The sequence below is a fragment of the Neobacillus driksii genome, assembly GCF_013409995.1.
Classification (GTDB): domain Bacteria; phylum Bacillota; class Bacilli; order Bacillales; family Cytobacillaceae; genus Neobacillus; species Neobacillus driksii.
In genome coordinates this window covers 576,378-594,479 of the sequence record NZ_JACCBX010000001.1, presented here as the reverse complement: position 1 = coordinate 594,479, position 18,102 = coordinate 576,378, and the positions used below count along the sequence as shown (strand labels likewise).

20 protein-coding genes and 1 pseudogene are annotated in these 18,102 nt (G+C 38.8%); 6 read left to right on the top strand and 15 right to left on the bottom strand.

Going from position 1 to position 18,102, the window contains the following annotated elements; genetic code table 11:
* Positions 1 to 4 precede the first annotated feature (4 nt).
* Positions 5 to 232, top strand: coding sequence for a YozQ family protein (locus tag F4694_RS02720; RefSeq protein ID WP_179595353.1), 228 nt, complete (start codon positions 5 to 7; stop codon positions 230 to 232).
* A gap of 46 nt (positions 233 to 278) precedes the next feature.
* On the opposite strand, the gene F4694_RS02715 is transcribed toward F4694_RS02720, so the two are convergent.
* Positions 279 to 1,034 carry a TraR/DksA C4-type zinc finger protein gene (locus tag F4694_RS02715; RefSeq protein ID WP_179595352.1) on the bottom strand — a complete coding sequence of 252 codons (756 nt, stop codon included), beginning with the start codon at positions 1,032 to 1,034 and terminating at the stop codon, positions 279 to 281.
* A gap of 381 nt (positions 1,035 to 1,415) precedes the next feature.
* Between F4694_RS02715 and F4694_RS02710 the strand changes: the two genes are divergently transcribed.
* Positions 1,416 to 1,589, top strand: a complete 174-nt coding sequence (locus F4694_RS02710; protein ID WP_179595351.1) for a hypothetical protein — start codon at positions 1,416 to 1,418, stop codon at positions 1,587 to 1,589.
* Positions 1,573 to 2,934: an amino acid permease gene (locus F4694_RS02705; RefSeq protein ID WP_179595350.1), complete on the top strand. Its 1,362-nt coding sequence runs from the start codon at positions 1,573 to 1,575 to the stop codon at positions 2,932 to 2,934. Before F4694_RS02710 ends, F4694_RS02705 begins: the two co-directional genes overlap by 17 nt.
* A 39-nt stretch (positions 2,935 to 2,973) precedes the next feature.
* On the opposite strand, the gene F4694_RS02700 is transcribed toward F4694_RS02705, so the two are convergent.
* The 8 genes from F4694_RS02700 to F4694_RS02665 all read right to left on the bottom strand — a co-directional run bounded on the left by F4694_RS02700 (position 2,974) and on the right by F4694_RS02665 (position 10,778).
* The gene (locus F4694_RS02700) at positions 2,974 to 3,600 is read right to left on the bottom strand and encodes a LysE family transporter (RefSeq protein WP_179595349.1); all 627 of its coding nucleotides are present in this window, start codon (positions 3,598 to 3,600) and stop codon (positions 2,974 to 2,976) included.
* Positions 3,601 to 3,713: 113 nt separating this feature from the next.
* Positions 3,714 to 4,145: a GtrA family protein gene (locus F4694_RS02695; protein WP_257029084.1), complete on the bottom strand. Its 432-nt coding sequence runs from the start codon at positions 4,143 to 4,145 to the stop codon at positions 3,714 to 3,716.
* Positions 4,114 to 5,151, bottom strand: a complete 1,038-nt coding sequence (locus F4694_RS02690) for a glycosyltransferase family 2 protein (RefSeq protein ID WP_179595348.1) — start codon at positions 5,149 to 5,151, stop codon at positions 4,114 to 4,116. The genes F4694_RS02695 and F4694_RS02690 overlap by 32 nt, the downstream gene beginning before the upstream one ends.
* 19 nt (positions 5,152 to 5,170) lie before the next feature.
* Positions 5,171 to 6,844, bottom strand: a complete 1,674-nt coding sequence (locus F4694_RS02685) for a DUF6044 family protein (RefSeq protein ID WP_179595347.1) — start codon at positions 6,842 to 6,844, stop codon at positions 5,171 to 5,173.
* A 144-nt stretch (positions 6,845 to 6,988) separates the two neighbouring features.
* The gene (locus F4694_RS02680; protein WP_179595346.1) at positions 6,989 to 7,141 is read right to left on the bottom strand and encodes an aspartyl-phosphate phosphatase Spo0E family protein; all 153 of its coding nucleotides are present in this window, start codon (positions 7,139 to 7,141) and stop codon (positions 6,989 to 6,991) included.
* A gap of 150 nt (positions 7,142 to 7,291) precedes the next feature.
* Positions 7,292 to 7,696: a YugN-like family protein gene (locus tag F4694_RS02675; protein ID WP_179595345.1), complete on the bottom strand. Its 405-nt coding sequence runs from the start codon at positions 7,694 to 7,696 to the stop codon at positions 7,292 to 7,294.
* A gap of 88 nt (positions 7,697 to 7,784) precedes the next feature.
* Entirely contained in the window at positions 7,785 to 9,131 is a 1,347-nt protein-coding gene (locus tag F4694_RS02670) for a glucose-6-phosphate isomerase (protein WP_179595344.1), read from the bottom strand.
* Between the two features lie 483 nt (positions 9,132 to 9,614).
* Complete coding sequence (locus tag F4694_RS02665; protein ID WP_179595343.1) at positions 9,615 to 10,778, bottom strand: iron-containing alcohol dehydrogenase; 1,164 nt, start codon at positions 10,776 to 10,778, stop codon at positions 9,615 to 9,617.
* Between the two features lie 129 nt (positions 10,779 to 10,907).
* Between F4694_RS02665 and F4694_RS02660 the strand changes: the two genes are divergently transcribed.
* Positions 10,908 to 11,138, top strand: a complete 231-nt coding sequence (locus F4694_RS02660; protein ID WP_034674139.1) for a DUF378 domain-containing protein — start codon at positions 10,908 to 10,910, stop codon at positions 11,136 to 11,138.
* A gap of 221 nt (positions 11,139 to 11,359) precedes the next feature.
* Here F4694_RS02660 and F4694_RS02655 read toward each other — a convergent pair whose 3' ends face one another.
* From F4694_RS02655 to yugI, 3 genes and pseudogenes are all read right to left on the bottom strand, one after another.
* Complete coding sequence (locus F4694_RS02655; RefSeq protein WP_179595342.1) at positions 11,360 to 12,643, bottom strand: Glu/Leu/Phe/Val family dehydrogenase; 1,284 nt, start codon at positions 12,641 to 12,643, stop codon at positions 11,360 to 11,362.
* A gap of 22 nt (positions 12,644 to 12,665) precedes the next feature.
* Positions 12,666 to 13,858, bottom strand: a pseudogene (locus F4694_RS02650) (ornithine--oxo-acid transaminase).
* Positions 13,859 to 14,011: 153 nt separating this feature from the next.
* Positions 14,012 to 14,416 carry a S1 domain-containing post-transcriptional regulator GSP13 gene (gene yugI / locus F4694_RS02645; protein ID WP_179595341.1) on the bottom strand — a complete coding sequence of 135 codons (405 nt, stop codon included), beginning with the start codon at positions 14,414 to 14,416 and terminating at the stop codon, positions 14,012 to 14,014.
* Between the two features lie 204 nt (positions 14,417 to 14,620).
* Here yugI and F4694_RS02640 point away from each other — a divergent pair, with 204 nt between their 5' ends.
* Positions 14,621 to 14,836: a helix-turn-helix domain-containing protein gene (locus F4694_RS02640; protein ID WP_179595340.1), complete on the top strand. Its 216-nt coding sequence runs from the start codon at positions 14,621 to 14,623 to the stop codon at positions 14,834 to 14,836.
* A 202-nt stretch (positions 14,837 to 15,038) separates the two neighbouring features.
* A complete protein-coding gene (locus F4694_RS02635) occupies positions 15,039 to 15,863 on the top strand; it encodes an alpha/beta fold hydrolase (RefSeq protein WP_179595339.1) in 825 nt (274 codons plus the stop codon).
* A gap of 26 nt (positions 15,864 to 15,889) precedes the next feature.
* Here the strand turns inward: F4694_RS02635 and F4694_RS32605 are convergent, their stop codons facing one another.
* From F4694_RS32605 to F4694_RS02620, 3 genes are all read right to left on the bottom strand, one after another.
* Positions 15,890 to 16,324, bottom strand: coding sequence for a DUF1871 family protein (locus F4694_RS32605; protein WP_306458357.1), 435 nt, complete (start codon positions 16,322 to 16,324; stop codon positions 15,890 to 15,892).
* A gap of 33 nt (positions 16,325 to 16,357) precedes the next feature.
* Positions 16,358 to 16,735 carry a PH domain-containing protein gene (locus tag F4694_RS02625; RefSeq protein WP_179595337.1) on the bottom strand — a complete coding sequence of 126 codons (378 nt, stop codon included), beginning with the start codon at positions 16,733 to 16,735 and terminating at the stop codon, positions 16,358 to 16,360.
* 100 nt (positions 16,736 to 16,835) lie between these two features.
* On the bottom strand, positions 16,836 to 18,068 hold the full coding sequence (locus F4694_RS02620; protein WP_257029083.1) for an alanyl-tRNA editing protein: 1,233 nt from the start codon (positions 18,066 to 18,068) through the stop codon (positions 16,836 to 16,838).
* Between the last annotated feature and the right edge of the window lie 34 nt (positions 18,069 to 18,102).

Genomic DNA, 18,102 nt, shown 5'->3' with positions numbered 1-18,102 from the left:
TAGCATGGATAAAAAAAATTCTAACACAAACAGTATAGATCTTGCAGGACGGATCTTCGAAACAAGTGACTATCAAAAAAACGATGTTATCTCCACAGGTTTAGCGACCACACATGAACAGGCTACCGATGCTTATACAGAAGGCGAGATTGGCGGCGTTATTGAAGATGTTGATGATGATTTGAACGCCAAGGACCTCCCTATTGCCCAAAAGCCGTACAGAAACACATAAAATTAGAGAAAACAGCTTTCCAAACGAAAGCTGTTTTTTTACTTTTTTATTTATCGTCCTCTACGTATGGATCATGTTCATATGCAGGTAAGTCACCAAAGCTTGTCATGATGCCCTCTTCATCTAGTGACTGTTCATAGCGCTCATGTTGTGGGTTTGGATAAACAGTGATATTGTTTCCATACATATCATTTCCAACAAAGTTTTCAAAGTCCTCCACATACCCTTCATTTTCATCCGGTTCATTATTAACATCGTTATAATGTTCCTGAGGAAAAGCCAGGTCTGATGGTGTATCGGATGTTCCCCATTGCGATACAATCTGCCAAGAGTCCTCTGCATCGAAAGCAACATTCTCATCCTTGGAATCCATGTCAAACTTTCCAAATGGCGGCATTAACACGCCTTCTTCGATGGGACGATCATGTGAAACCACTTGGTCTGGACTGTGTTCTTTACAGTAGGTGGTATTAGGTAAGGCCTCTAAGCGTTCAAACGGAATTTCTTTACCACAAACCTCGCATGTTCCATACGTTCCATTTTCCATTGCTTCCAGTGCTCTGTTAATATTTAACAGCTGCAAATCGGTATGTTGATTTAATGCGATATCCTTTTCACGCTCGTATAAATCTGTTCCTTCATCGGCAGGATGATTATCATAACTTGATAACTCCCCCATCGATTCATGATAATGCCCTCGTTCAAAACCGTAGTGATCATTTTGTTCGAGACGCTCTTCGATTTCATCTTTTTCCTTTAATAATTGCAAACGAAACCCAGCAAGCTGCTCTGTCGTTAACATATAATTAACCCCTTTCAAGGTTTATCGCTTTCTTTTTTCGCCGATTTTATCTATTTCAACTTTATCTAGTACCTTTTTATTTTCATTGATTTAGGCGGCGATTATGTAATGAATTTCATGATTCCAACAAAATCCTAAATTGCTCTTATGAACTTGCTGAATAAGTTTTTTGTGAGCGTGTATCTTAACATATAGAAAGATATTAGAAAAGCGCAAGCGCCCTGTTCAGCGGCGTATGGCCTAGAGCGCTCCAACTGAGATAAAGGAAACACGAAGAGCCGGAGGCGCATTCGTGCTTGACTTATCGTAGGGCGGAGAGCGAAGGACACTAGCCGCTAGGGCGCTGGAGCTAGACATTAGAAAGGAAATGAGGGGACATACATGGTAAATGAAAATTTTGATAAATTCAGAAAAGAACAGCAAGAACATCAAAGTGTATATTTAGGCGGTGCCAATCGTCAGCATGGGAAGAATGACCCTGACTATAATAATCAGGAAATTACAGATAAAACAGTAGGAGCAACTGGGAGAAGCACTAATGGGAAAGTCGAGTAGCGGTGCAAAAGAAAAAGGCAATATGAAGTGGTGGCAGCTTTCATTATTTGGGGTGGGGTGCACAATTGGTACAGGATTTTTTCTAGGCTCAAGTATCGCCATAAAAATGACTGGACCGGCCATTTTAATCGCCTTCATTCTTGCAGCTGCTGGAACCTATTTTGTCTTCGATGCCCTTGCAAAGATGACAGCTCAAGAACCTTTAAAAGGCGGTTTTCGTTCCTATGCGAAAAAAGCCTTCGGCAGATGGGCCGGTTTTAGCAGCGGATGGGTTTACTGGATGTCAGAAGTATTAATTATGGGAAGTCAAATGACTGCACTATCCATTTTCTCCCGTTTCTGGTTTCCAAAAATTCCACTTTGGGTTTTTGCTGGTATTTATGCCATTCTTGGACTTGTTGTGGTCCTAATCGGAGTAAGTATCCTAAACAAACTAGAGAATGTTCTGGCAATTTTAAAAATAGCAGCGATACTAATGTTCGTGATTATTGCTTTACTGGCGATATTCGGTGTTATCGATGGAGAGAGACCGATTCAATATCCTGATAGCCAAAAGGACTTAATCCCACACGGTGTTTTAGGATTATGGTCTGGTGTAATTTTTGCCTTTTATGCATTTGGCGGGATCGAAATATTAGGGTTAATGGCTACACAGTTAAAAGATCCGAAGGAAGCTCCAAAGGCAGGAAAAGTAATGTTATTAACCCTTATGATTATCTACATGCTCTCAATTGGTCTCGCTGTCTTAATGGTGCCTTGGAATCAATTTAATGGCGAGAAAAGTCCTTTCGTTAACGCGTTAGATAATTACAATTTAACGTTTATTCCACATCTTTTTAACGCAGCTTTAATCATTGCTGGCTTTTCAACCATGGTAGCATCCCTTTTTGCCGTTACCAGCATCCTTGTGACCCTCTCTGAAGAAGGAGACGCACCTGGTTTATTTTGCAAACAAGGAAAATTAAAGGTTCCTATCCCTACTTTGCTCATTACCGTACTTGGTATATCAGCATCGATTGTAAGTGCATTACTGATGCCGGGGCAGGTATATGAGTACATTACGACTGCTGCCGGGCTCATGCTCCTCTACAATTGGATATTTATTTTAGCGTCATCGTGGAAACTATTAGAGGTCACAGCGAAGGATAAAATAAAATACTCATTAGGTATATTGTTCATATTAATTGCAGTCAGCGGTACATTATTCCATGGCACAAGCAGGCCAGGCTTCTTTATCAGCCTAGCATTCGTTGGTATTATTGGCTGCATAACCTTGATCATGAATCTTAAATGGAAAAAGAAAAAGAAAAAAGGAAAGGTTTTTAGTCCTTGGCCGACCGCTTAAAATTCTGATTGCCAGCGTTTACTCTGCTGGCTTTTTTTGTTATCCAAATAATACATTGAATGCTTGAAACCCAAAGTAAATACCAAATCCAATCAATGATATTCCAGATAAAAGTGAAATCCCTACAAGCAGCCGGGAAGTTAAATATTTACGGAAATTACTCGCAATACCTGCCATTGTGATATCCCATAGTAGTAATCCGATAAAGATGGCACTGCTATAAAGGATTAGCTGACTCGTTTCATAGGTCGCCGCTGTCTTGGCTAGAACAGAGCCATAAATCCCAAGCCAAAATAAAATCGTCAACGGATTGGATATCGACATAAAGAAACCGGCTAAAAAAGATCTTACTAGTGGTTCATCCTTCCTTTTTTCTCCGATTTTCACCTTATTTGCGGAAAGCATGGTTTCAATTCCCGTATACATTAAAACAAAGCAGCCAAATAACCACAAAAAAGTTTTCATAAAAGGAGTTTCAAGAAGGTGTACAACTCCCATATAAACAACCAACATATAAACACCATCTGCTACAACAGCCCCTACCCCAATAAGCCATGAATGCATAAAACCATGTCTAATTCCCTTATCAATTTGAGCCGCATTAATCGGACCAATCGGAGCAGCAAGTGACAATCCTAGTAAAATATAACTCAAAAATACATTCATTGTAATCTCTCCCTGAATCTTAATAGAAGCCTGTCTATCAATTTTTATTCAGGAAAGAGGGTTTGTACCACTTTTATTTTAAAAAAAGAGTTTTCTTTATATAAGAAAACTCTTTAAGCAGTTTTTACAGTATTAAATACAAAATATTTCTGCCCTATGTAATTACTTATGGTATATAGTACACTTCCAACTAGAACAGCAACATTTTGTTCGACAGTAGTATTTAATAAATGAAATTGGTTAACCCAAACCAATAGCTTTTCGCTAAAGAAATAGGAGCCAAAATAGCAGACAAAAATGATGGTAAAAAATCTAGGCATTCCTCGTTGAACGGAGACACGGCTATTGAAAGTATACGATCGGTTTAACCAATAACTTGTGAATGCGCCCGCTGTATTGCCGGCAAAGGTAGAAGACCAGTAGGATAAATTCACAATATTTAGAAGTAAAAAAGTGATAAATAAACCAACACAAGTATTTATTATCCCAACCATCAGAAAACGAAATAGTGTATTAGTTGGTCTCAGATACTTTCCTATGTTCAATAGTATAAAATTCCTCCTCCGTGTTGTTTCTAATTAAATGGTGCCTTGTGAGCGGCATTGAAAAGGTATCGATATCAATGATAAACTTAGGGCGCTGCTTTGATTCTTTATAAATTTTCCCCACATACTCTCCTATAAGCCCTATCGCAATCAACTGTAAGCCGCCGATTAACCAGATAGAAGTGATGAGTGAAGTCCAGCCTGTCTGGGTATCCCCTAATGCCTTTAACATTAAGAAGTATAAGCCAAATAACAGACTTAAGAAAAAGGAAACAAACCCGATAAATAATACAAACCGAATCGGCGAAACAGAAAAAGATGTAATTCCATCAAAAGCAAATGCAAGCATTTTTTTTAATGGATACTTCGTTTCACCTGCTTGTCTTTCTTTACGATCATAGTAAACGAAACTTGAGCGAAATCCGAGGAGTGGAACAATTCCGCGTAAAAAAAGATTTACTTCTTTAAATTGTTCTAATTCCATTACTGCCCGTTTACTCATTAAACGAAAATCCGCATGGTTATAAACAAGATCGACACCCATTTTTTTCATCATCTTATAAAAACCTTGTGCCGTGCTCCGCTTAAAAAAGGTGTCTGTGTCCCGGCGCTTTCGGACGCCGTAAACAATCTCATTGCCTTCATTAAATTTATGGATAAATTCACGAATAACCTCAATGTCATCTTGTAGGTCAGCATCGATAGAAACAACACAATCTGAAATCTCCTTAGCAGCGAACAAGCCTGCTAATAACGCGTTTTGATGGCCCACATTTCTTGATAGTTTTAAACCTCGGACATGCTCATTTCTTAATCCTGCTTTATAAATCATTTCCCAGGTTCGGTCCTTACTCCCATCATCCACAAACAAGATTTTCGTTGTGTTGGAAACGAGCTGTTCGCTTATTAACTGTTTTACAAGCTGATCGAGCTGATTAATCGTTTCAGGTAATACTTCTTCTTCATTATAACAAGGCACAACAATCGTCAGGACAGGTTCAATCATCCGTTATAACCCCCGATGCTTACAAAGTCTTGTATAAATAAATCTTCCATGCAGATTTTTTCGATTCAAATACCTTATCCAGTTTTAGTTGAATCCTCTCTGAGTTAGCAATAGGCAGTGCAGAAAGTATGTATTTACCACCCATTTCTTTAAATACAGTCGTATTTAATTGCAGATTTTTTAATTTCCGTTTGGAGTCCTTTTTAATCATATATTTTTTTCCGAGCTGTGCAGTAAAGATGTAACAGCGGCCACCCCACTGATCAAAGTATTTGCGGATTGTTTTATTTTTTGCTAACTCCGTATCAATTATTTTCCTGAATTGGTGTTTGTAGGTTAATGGGTAAAAGTTATTATAGGTATCCAATGTATAAAAGCCATTATACTGGGATATCGCGGGATGAATGCCAATACTGGCTACCCGGTAATTTTTTTGTTCATCACCAATGTGTTCTTTTATCTCTGTAAATAGTTCCTCGGCATAAAATTCTCCTACTGAGGGTTTTTTGTGATAGATAATCTCATCGTTAAATAAACAAAGTAATAGAATTTGCGAGATGGCAAACCATTTGGCCGTATTCGCCCAGCTGCGCCCTTGAAGTGTAAGAATTCTTAAGGATAGAGCAAAACCCGCATATATGACCATTGGTCTTAAAAAGTGATAACGGGCAAAATTGAAGGTGTCCATAAAATGAAATCTCTTCGTTAAAGGTAACCAGCCTTTATAAAACCAAAATGCATACCATAGTGATAACAAAAAATTTAATCCAAATAAAAAGACAAAAAGCTTTTCCTGTTTCCAACGTTTATTGGAATAAACAAAATAAAGTGCTATGAACATGACAGGCAGAATAAACAGTCCGTGTACAGTCATTACATGCGTATGTCCTAAAACAAAATTTTTAAAGGTCAGTCGCACTACTCTCCATAAGGGTAAGTAGGCATGAAAATATTCATCGCGGCTATTTGGTTCCGTCAAAAATAAAAAGGAATTAACCAACCGATACTCAACGAGCATAAAAATACAAGTCATATAGGCAATAGATAAAAAGAAACGAAGATTCCAGCCCTTTCCTCTAAGAACATCCGTGAGCCAAAAGATTCCCATTGCGCTTAAGAAAAAGAAAAAACCTAATACTATGCTAGCGTAAAAAGGAATTAACGTAAGGACAAGGTAATCTTTTTTTGTGCCTTCTCCATTTCGGATATTAAGGAAAGCCCACAGTGCGAGCGGCATTCCCAAAGTACTGAGCATACCTGATGGCCAAAAGGGGGTTAAGGCAAATGCCAGCGAAACACATACTTGCAGGAATCCCCATTTTTCGCCAGGAAGGAAATGCTTTTTTAAGAGTAAATACATTCCTATAAATGCCACAACCCTGGTTAAAGCTTGACTGAGACCATAAGCAATCATGGTTGGAAACAACGCATAAAGCCAGACAATAATACTGTATTCCGTTCCAAACGCATTTCTTGGTACCCCGTTAATAATTTGGGGTATTACCGCATCCACATCCCCAAACATTTGACCGCTCTTTGCAAGAACTTTGTACCATGCTAAATTCGAATCCAAGTTATCATGAACACGTATATGAGCATTTTCTTGGAGAATAAAGAGTGGGGAGAGATATAGTGTTAAAATTAGCAAAGCAAAAAGGATCCATCTTAGCTCTTTTTTCTTATCAGTGAACACTCATTACACCTCGTAAGCCTTCTTTCTCTTGTTTAATAAAGTTTGCATATGGGAAGGAAATTATTCCTTTTAAAGATTAGTTTTCCTAAACGAGCGGTCAATAAAAAATACCTTCCAGGTTAATGGAAGGTATTTCTTATGAATTTAGTGTTTTATCTGTTTATTTTCGAAAACATTTAAAAGAAAATCGAGCTTTTGGCTGCATTGAACAACATTTGGGTTTGAATATCCATATTGTTGAGCTAATTCAATCATTTCAATTCTGGTTTTTTCAATATCAGATAACAAATAGTTCATGCTCGTCTCCACAGCTCTGACCTCTTTTCATGTTTATAACATATTTATATTATTAACCTTAATTTAAGAAATTTTTCACTTTAAAACAAGTAGTCTACATAAAAATAATTGTAACTTTCGTGAACATTATACTAGTTCAATATTCCTCTTCTATGAGAGTTGGTCAGAACTCAATATCGATTCAAGTTCTTTGACAAGAACTTTTCCTGTTTCAATATACTGTTCAGGAAAACTGGCATCCTTATCAACCGGTTCAGAGAACTGTTTTAAGGTCCCTGCACTGATATGGTCATCAAGACCGATTTGATACTTATGGGACAACAGGAATGGCCTTCCAAGCTCTACTCTACAGTTGCGTGCATCTAGCTGACCATCTATGGCTGAAAACGGCAGCCTTAAAAACTGATAGCCAACTTCATCATTTATTTTGTAATCAAAGGCACCGTGATCATAATCCCAGTTACCTCCGATTGAATATCCGATTGGCTTTAGCATTTGTTCGAGCTTATACAAATCAAACTGTTTACCTTCTACACTTGATGGTATTTCAATCATCATACAGCCCCCTTTTTCATCATTATTTATTAGTTTTCCCAAAAAACAAAAAATAGAGTACTGAATTTCTCAGTACTCTATTTTTTTATTAAAGTCTTCTTTCAAGTTCTGCTTTCTTTTCTTCAAATCCTGGCTTTCCTAACAAGGCGAACATGTTTACTTTGTAAGCCTCAACTCCCGGCTGGTCGAAAGGATTGACGCCTAGTAAGTATCCACTCATTGCACAAGCCTTTTCGAAGAAATAGACGAGGTAGCCAAATGTGTATTCATCCATTTCAGGAATGGATACGATTAAATTTGGTACGCCTCCATCAGTATGTGCAAGCATGGTACCTTGGAATGCTTTATTGTTTACAAAGTCTACGGATTGTCCTGCAAGATAATTTAAACCATCTAAATCACTTTCAGCTTCTTCAATCGTCAATTCATGGCGTGGTTTTTCAACCTTAATGACGGTCTCGAACAAATCACGGCGACCTTCTTGTACATATTGTCCTAAAGAATGTAGATCGGTTGAGAAGTTAGCAGAAGAAGGGTAGATACCTTTTTGGTCTTTTCCTTCACTTTCTCCAAATAACTGCTTCCACCATTCAGAAAAGTACTGAAGTCCTGGCTCATAATTGATTAGCATTTCAATGGTTTTCCCTTTATTATAAAGCGCATTTCTTACAGCCGCATATTGGTAGGCTTGGTTTTCTTCAAGCTCAGAAGTGCTGTACTCTTCTTGTGCTTTCGCAGCCCCCTGCATCATTTTATCAATATCAGCCCCACTGACAGCAATTGGCAATAATCCTACCGCTGTAAGTACAGAGTAACGTCCGCCAATATCATCGGCAATCACAAATGATTCATAACCTTCTTCGGTGGCTAAAGTCTTCAGTGCACCTCTTGCCTTGTCCGTTGTAGCATATATTCTCTTACGTGCTTCTTCGACACCATATTTCTCCTCAAGAAGCTTACGGAAGATCCTAAAGGCAATCGCAGGTTCTGTTGTTGTTCCTGACTTGGAAATAACATTTACTGAGAAGTCTTTTCCATCAAGCAGGTCCATAACATCTCTCATATATGTGGAACTAATGTTATTACCTACAAATATAATTTGAGGTGTTTTACGCTTCTCTTTTGGAAGGGCATTGTAGAAGCTATGCTGCAACATTTCAATTGCCGCTCTTGCTCCTAAATAGGAACCGCCAATTCCGATTACTAAAAGAACATCTGAATCGGATTTAATTTTTTCCGCTGCCTTTTTAATTCGTGAGAACTCTTCTTTATCGTAGTTTGTTGGAAGGTCAATCCAGCCTAAAAAGTCACTTCCTGCACCTGTCTGCTCATGAAGCGAATGATGTGCAACCTTTACGGCATCACGTAAGTATGTAATTTCATGTTCTGCGAAGAAGGTTAACGCTTTTGAGTAATCAAAACGTATGTGTGTCATGTATGTAATCCTCCAATAAATTTATTTTCAATTCTCACTTTAACCAATGCTGGACAGATTATCAAGAAGGGGCTCCCCTTGTAAGCGTACCCATTTTCGCCATTTTTTTTACATTCTACATATTTTGTCGAAAAAAAGAAACGAACACCAAAAAGTGCCCGTTCCGTTTTGAATAGCTTTGTTAAATTGGCCTGTTGATTTCCGCTCCACTAAGGAAAGCTTCTTTGAATAATCACCGCAGGGACAGGCCGTCTCTGCCTGTCACGAGACACTTCGCTTTCCGCGGGCGTGCGGGGAGCCTCCTCGGCGCTGAAGCGCCTGTGGGGTCTCCCCAGCCCCGTACTCCCGCAGGACATTGATTTACTTCCTCGAATCTGCCCACGCACGAAGAAAATGCGATAGCATTTTCGAGGAGTCTTCGTGCCTTCCGCTCCAATCAACAGGGTGCAAAATCAACATTTAACGTTTAAAATAGTCTTCTGTTTAAAGTGACTCACGATAAATGGCTAACACGTCTTCTCTATTTAGTTTTGCAAAGTTTCCGAATTCGCCGTAGACCATTGCTCTGTCTGCCATGAGTTCTAGTTTGCTGTCATCGATGTTATAGTCTGCTAGTCGCTCTGGTGCACCGATACTGTTCCAGTATTCACGTAATTTTTGTATTCCTTCAAGGCCTGCTTCTTCAGCAGTTTTTCCTTCTGGATCCACCCCAAAGACTCTTACAGCAAGCTGTTTAAAACGCTCTGGTTTTACCTTAAGGTTATGTTTCATCCAGTGTGGGAATAAAATTGCCAGACCTCCGCCATGTGGGATATCATAAACCGCTGATACGGCATGTTCTAAATTATGTGTAGCCCAATCACCTCGATAGCCCATATTTAAGATACCGTTTAAAGCCATTGTTCCGCTATAAAGGATGGTAGCTCGATGTTCATAGCTTTCGAGATTTTCAAGCAATTTAGGTGCTGTTTCCATAACCGTAATGAGTAATGATTCACACATACGATCCTGGAATAATGTATTCTCTTCCAAATGAAAATAATGCTCTAAAACATGGGACATCATATCGACAATTCCATATATGGTTTGATCCCGTGGAACGGAAAAAGTATGTACAGGATCCAAAATCGAGAATTTCGGGAACGTAAACGGACTTCCCCACCCATATTTTTCATTTGTCTCCCAATTGGTAATAACGGAGCCTGAGTTCATTTCTGAACCAGTAGCCGCTAAGGTAAGGACTGTCCCAAATGGCAATGCTTCATTTACCACTGCTTTTCTAGTAACCAGGTCCCATGCGTCACCGTCATACTTTGCACCTGCTGCAATTAACTTCGTACAATCAATAACACTGCCGCCACCGACAGCTAAGAGTACATCTATACCCTCGCTTTTACAGATTTCCACCCCTTTACGGGCTGTTGTAATCCGTGGATTCGGTTCAACACCAGGCAGTTCAAACACCTGTGCGTCGATTTCATTCAACAAGTTAATCACATTGTCATAAAGACCGCTGCGCTTAATGCTGCCACCGCCGTAAACCACAAGCACTTTCTTTCCATAACGAGGGATTTCAGATTTTAATTGTTCAAGCTGTCCTTTTCCAAAAATTAATTTGGTTGGATTCCAAAACGTAAAATTTTGCATGCTATGCACATCCTTTCCACATCCCATTATTATTGAAAAAAAAATATTTTGCAAAGGTTAAACAGATGAATATTTCATCCCAATTTTAGCAAGCTATTATTGAAACTATATTGATAGGAGGAATTTACCTTGAGTACAATTCAAAGAATTGCTCTAATCCTTACGATCATTGGTGCTATTAACTGGGGATTAATTGGTTTTTTTGGATTTAATTTAGTTGAAGCCATTTTTGGCGATAATTCAGCACTTTCTAGAATTATATATGGCTTAGTCGGAATAGCTGGACTTATTAACCTAGGACTACTGTTCAAGCCAAATGAGCAGCATGTAAGAGAACCACAAACAGATACAACACGATAATAAGAAAAGCGGAAGCGCCTTCGGAACAAGCACAGCTTGTTCCTGCGAAGATTAATCTAAGGAGCTTTCCTTAGTGCCCAGGGGCGACAGGCATAAGACGAGCCGGCGAGAAGGTTGGTCCTTACCTTCTCGGCGGATTGGCTTATGACCCCGAGCCCCTAGGCGCTGCAGCTAGACAATTCTCTAACAAAAAATCCTTGCATATTTATGCAAGGATTTTTTCATATCCATCCTCTAAACTCTGCGGCTTCTACCATTTTTCTTACACCAACCATATATGCCGCTGTACGCAGATTTACATGGTTGAGTTTTGAGATGTCATATATTTGGTGAAACGCACTAACCATTTTTTCACGTAACTTCATTGTGACTTCCTTGTCATCCCAATAATATCCCTGTTTGTTTTGAACCCATTCGAAATAAGAGACCGTGACTCCGCCAGCTCCTGCTAAGACATCAGGAACAAGCAGTACCCCTCGCTCAGATAGAATTCTGGTGGCCTCAATGGTTGTAGGACCATTGGCAGCCTCCACAATTATCTTTGCTCTAACATTTTGAGCATTCTTGGCAGTAATTTGATTTGAAGTTGCCGCAGGTACGAGAATATCACATTCCTGTTCAAGCAATTCTTCATTAGTGATTGTTCCATCAAAAAGGGAAGTAACGGTACCAAAACTGTCGCGGCGACTAAGTAAATAGTCAATATTTAAACCATCCGGATCATAAAGGGCGCCATATACATCTGAAATTCCAACGATTATGGCTTCCGATTTATGCATGAATTTTGCGATGTAACTCCCAGCATTCCCAAAGCCTTGAACAATGATACGAGCCCCCTTTAGGGGAAGTCCGCGTAATTTCGCAGCTTCTTCAATACAAATAGCTGCACCCAGTGCCCCCGCTTCTTCCCTCACTTCTGAACCCCCAAGGACAAGGGGCTTCCCTGTTATAAAACCAGGAGAGTCGAACTTCCTGAGACGACTATATTCATCCATCATCCAGGCCATAACTTGAGAATTGGTATACATATCCGGTGCCGGGATATCTTTGGTTGGTCCGACAATTTGACTAATGGAGCGGACATATCCGCGGCTTAAGCGCTCAAGTTCACCAAATGAAAGGGTCCGAGGATTACAAATAATACCGCCCTTTCCACCTCCAAATGGTAAATCAGCGATTCCACATTTCATGCTCATCCACATGGCTAAAGCCTTGATATCATTATCATTCACCTTTGGATGGAAGCGGACACCGCCAATCGTCGGCCCAAGGGAATCATTATGCTGTGCCCTGTATCCGCTAAAAATTTTAACTGAGCCATCATCCATCCGTACCGGAATCCGCACTTGAAGCATCCGTACAGGTTCTCTCAACAACTCAAATGCAGATACTGAAAGTCCTAGTCTTTGCAATGCATCTTGAATAACAGTCTGTGTTGATGTCAGTAGATTCAATGTTTCTTTACCATTGTCACCCACACTATTTGTTACGTCATTCTTCCCCATTTTGACACCTCAAATTTTTCAATTAACTAAGTACTTTTTTAATGCGTTCAATCGCCCAATCTAGTTCATCTTTACTTATAATCAGAGGAGGAGCGAAACGAATCACTGTATCATGTGTTTCCTTACATAACAGCCCTTCCTCCTTTAATTCTTCACAATATTTTCGTGCAGGCTCAGTTAACTCAACACCGATAAACAACCCTCGACCTCTTACGTCCTTTATTCGCGGATTCTTAATTTCTTTTAATTTACTTACAAAATATTGTCCTAACTCCAGTGATTTATCGGAGAGTTTCTCGTCAATCAGTACATCTAAAGCAGCGATTGATACTGCACATGCTAGTGGATTTCCTCCGAAGGTAGAACCATGTGACCCTGGATTAAATACACCTAAAATATCTTGATTTGCGACTACACAGGAAATTGGGAATACGCCGCCGCCTAGAGCCTTACCAAGAATATACATATCCGGCTCGATTCCCTCCCACTCACAGGCAAACATTTTTCCCGTACGGGCCAACCCAGCCTGAATTTCATCGGCGATAAATAGAACATTGTTTTGCTTACATAATTCAAAGGCATCTTTCATAAAGCCTTCAGGAGGAATTACAATACCAGCCTCATAGGCTCAATTAAAAAGGCTGCCGTATTAGCTGTAATCGCTGATTTTAAAGCGTCTAAATCTCCATAAGGGATTAGTTTTATACCTGAAAGCATTGGTCCAAAACCACGCTTATACTCTGCTTCAGATGACAAGGAAACGGCAGTCATCGTTCTGCCATGGAAGTTTCCTGTGCAGGCGATAATTTCTGCTTGGTCTCGAGCAACGCCTTTTACATCATAAGACCATCTGCGTGCGGCCTTAACCGCTGTTTCTACTGCCTCAGCACCTGTATTCATAGGAAGCGCCATTTCTTTTTTTGTCAATTTGCAAATCTTCTCATACCATGGACCTAATTGGTCATTATGAAAAGCGCGAGAAGTTAACGTTACTTTATCTGCTTGATCTTTTAATGCTTGAATAATTTTTGGGTGGCGATGACCTTGGTTTACTGCGGAATAAGCGCTTAACATATCCATATATTTATTTCCTTCAGGGTCTTCTACCCAAATTCCCTCAGCGCGTGAAATAACAATTGGAAGTGGATGATAGTTATTTGCCCCATATTTCTCGGTTTGTTCAATTAATTGCTCTGTTTTTATTTCTGCCGCCATTAAACCTTTTCCTCCGTTTCACCGGTGAATTATGTACGTACATACCTATTGTAGCCGAGCCTGCAAAAAGAATGAACCATTATGAAAAAATCTTTTCAAAAAAAGCCTAGTTCCCGCTGTAATAGCAAGGCACTAGGCTTTTTAATCATCGTATTATTTCTTAATTAAATCTTCACGCTGAGATTGGTCAATCCACTCTTGAAGCTTGTCTTTTAATGTGTTAAAACCTTGTTGGCCATCAACTTCTGGTACAATTGCAGCAGCTTGACGCTTACGAGGTTTCTTTGGTTTAGCAACAGCCTGTTGTACAGGCGCTTCTTCCGTTGCGCGGATAGATAAACCAATTTTGCCAGCATTTTCATCAATTGATAATACTTTTACCTTAACTTCATCTCCAACTTTCAAATGATCGTTAATATCTTTTACATAACCATGTGTAATTTCAGAAATATGCACAAGACCTTGTGTATTTTCATCTAATGCTATGAACGCTCCATAAGGTTGAATTCCTGTTACTTTACCTGTTAATACACTTCCAGTTTCGATCTTTTCTGTCATGAAAACACTCCTAAGAAATAATTATTTTTATCTTCTATATACGCAATAAGAAATTATAGCACATTGTAAACATTTAATCAAAAAAGGTTTTCCTCAAAGTCTGATGGAAACGTTAACAAAATGTTTGAATAGGATTTTTTCAGAAAAAAGAATTTTATGATAGAATAAAAATGGGATAATGTCTAAATAGGAGAGGTGATCATTTTGAACACAATTGGCAGTACGATCAAAAATTATCGTGAGCATTTGAAAATGACGAAAGAGGAATTAGCTCAAAAAATAAGAGTAGGAATTCAAACCATTGAAAAATATGAATCGGGCGAACAAATTCCTAGTACTCAAACCCTTCTTAAATTGTCTACTGTTCTTGATATTCCTGCTTCTGAATTATTATTAGACCAACTAGATCAACATATTTAAAATTTCAAAAACACTGTATAGAATACAAAAAAATAGGAAATCAATATTATATAAGCTTTCTAGTATTCCCCCCTTTTTTGAAGTGGACAACCACATTGGTTTGTCCTCTTTTTTTTGGAAAAAATGTATTTGTAAGTGTTAAATAGGATTCTACTGGAGAAATTATTATCACTGACATATTAGCAGAAGGTGGGTTGAACACATGGAAGAGAAGGTTTTTTATCGTAATCAGCTAGTCAATGATATAAATATTTATTATGAACTCTATCCAAACCCTGATTCCAAAAAGACACTTGTATTACTTCATGGATTTCTTTCTTCCACTTTTAGCTATCGACGATTAATCCCTTTTTTAAACAAAGAATTTCAAGTGGTTTCAATTGACCTTCCTCCCTTTGGAAAAAGTGAGAAGAGCAGCAATTTTGTTTATTCCTATCGTAATCTTGCACAAACCGTAATTCAGCTTATTTCGGCACTTGATTTAAAAGAGATTACGCTAATTGGTCATTCAATGGGAGGACAAATTGTCCTAAATATCCTGCATCAACAGCCCGATATAGCCGAAAAAGCAGTACTTCTTTGCAGTTCATCTTATTCCAAACGCTCTAAACTACCTTTGATTATTGGCAGTTATATTCCCTATTTTCATCTCTATGTTAAGTTTTTCCTAGCACGTTCAGGTATCATGCAAAATCTTCAAAATGTCGTTCATGATCATTCCTTAATTAGTGATGAAATGCTGTTTGGCTATTTACAGCCCTTTTTAAAGGATGAAATTTTCCTTGCCTTAACAAGAATGATTCGCGACCATGAAGGTGACCTCTCAACTGTATTGCTCAAGCAAATTGCCCATCCCTGTTTATTAATTTGGGGTGAGTATGATAAAGTTGTCCCGCTATCTGTGGGGAAGCGTTTGAAAAATGATTTAAAGGAATCTGAACTGGTTATTTTGAGGGAAACAGGTCATTTAGTTCCTGAAGAACGTCCTGAGGATGTTTTTCAGCATATTAAACAATTCTTAGCATGAAAAAAACGACAGCCTGTGCTGTCGTTTTATATCGTACAAGAGTCGTTATCCTTTATCTGCAGAAGTTGATTAGCAATTTTAATACACTGTTCAAGAGGTATGATTTCTTCAAAGGAAAATTCATATATACTTTGTATTCTTGCAGCTAATGCCTCTGGATTGTCTAACTCATGAATGGCTTGGATGGTGTCTGCTATCTCCGTGTCATAATCTCCATTCTTTAATTTGAAAGGATCCCATTCATTTAATACATCCACAAATTGCAGATTTGTTTTCATTTCACTTTCCATATCATTCTCTCCTGCTTTTTTCTGTTTGGCGGTGGTAAACTGGTCTGTTGATTTCCACTCCAGGTACTTCGCTTTCCGCGGGCGGTCCGGGGAGCCTCCTCGGCGCTTAAGCGCCTGCGGGGTCTCCCCAGCCCCGTCCTCCCGCAGGAGTCTTCGTGCCTTCCGTTCCAATCAACAGAGTGCCAAAATTACTCACACAGCCTTCTATTTTAGGACATACTCAGCAAGTACTGTTTGAAGTTCATAGATGTTCAGGTTTTTGTTAAATTGTTTTTGAAGTGGGAGTGCGTTACCTGAAATCCAGATTTTTAATTCTGCGTCCAAATCAAAGCTTCCTGCAGTCTCAATACTGAAATGGGTAATACTTTTATAGGGAATGGAATGATATTCCACCTTCTTACCTGTTAACCCCTGCTTATCCACTAAAATCAGCCTTTTATTCGTAAATATAAATAAGTCTCTAATTAATTTATAGGCTTTTTCAATTCTTTCTTCACTCGCAAGAATTCTAGCAAATTCCCTTTGTGCCTCTCCAGGGTTTACCTCAGATGCATTTCCCATCATCCCATCAAAAATTCCCATCAAACCCACACCTTTCCTAGCCTTTTACTTTATTATACTCATTTATTCTTGTAATAAAAAGATAGGTGTGACTTCAAGCCCCATAGGATATTATTTCACTTTATTGGATTAAATCAACTAAATGTTCAAGCATTTGTTCCCCGGAAATCAGTGCTTCTCCTCCCCCTTGTGCAAATGAATCACTGCCTCCACCCTTGCCATTAATGAATGGAAGTGCTTCACCTATAACCTTTTTCATACTTGCCTTATCTGTGGTTCCCCTTGCACATACAAGTTGCAATCTATTCTCATTATGAGAAACAAATAATACGATTTTATCTTCTTCTTTTGCTATGATGTTTCGGGCTAATTTTTGTAGCTCCTGAATACTTCTGTTTTGAAACACATGACTGACAATTTTACTCTCCACATTGTCTAATAAGTTTTTTGCTTCATAGTGAAGCATTGTTTCTTTTGCATGTTCTAACTCTTTTTCAGCAGTTTTTGCATGTTCTAACAGTCGAACAACCGCAGGTTGCATCTCTTTCTCAGGAGCATTCAGTAGTTTCGTTAACTCCATTAGCACTTTATGTTTTTGGCTAAGCTGCTTTAAAACACGATTTCCGCAAACAAATTGTACTCGTGTTTTTTTCTTTTGCCTCTCCCAGTCCAATATTTTTATTGCCTGCACTTCACCAGTGGCTTTCGGATGAGTTCCGCCGCAGCCGTTGTAATCGAAGTTCGGAATAATAACAAGTCGAATATCCTCTTTTACTTTGGTCTCTTTTCGAAGATTATAATTCACTAACTCCTCTTCCGTTACCCACTTTGTTTCAATCGGCCAATTTTCGATAATGATTTGATTGGAAAGTTCCTCTACTCTGAATGCTTCAGATTCCAAAAGTTTCTCTGTTTCCAAATCAATTGTCAGCGTTTCATTCCCTAAATGAAAGCCTACTGTCTTGTACCCAAAAAGTTGTTCAAATGCGGCGGAGAGAATATGCTGACCTGCATGCTGCTGCATATGATCGAATCGTCTCTCCCAATCGATAACACCGTGTACAGCTGCGTTTACATCCTCTAATTCCGTTTCGAGGTAGTGACGAACCTCTCCCTCAACTTCCTCTACATTTACGACTTTAATGTTTTCAATTGTTCCAACATCATGCGGTTGTCCCCCGCCTGTCGGATAAAATGCGGTTTGATCCAACACAATATAGTAATTTCCATGTTCATCTATACTTTGTGTTACAACTTTCGCTGAAAATGTTTTTATGTAAGGGTCTTGATAAAATAATTTATTTTCCATGATTGCATTCTCCTTGTCTTTATAATAAGAAAACCTGTCCTTCAATTATGAAGAAACAGGCTTAAAACGTCTAATTTTC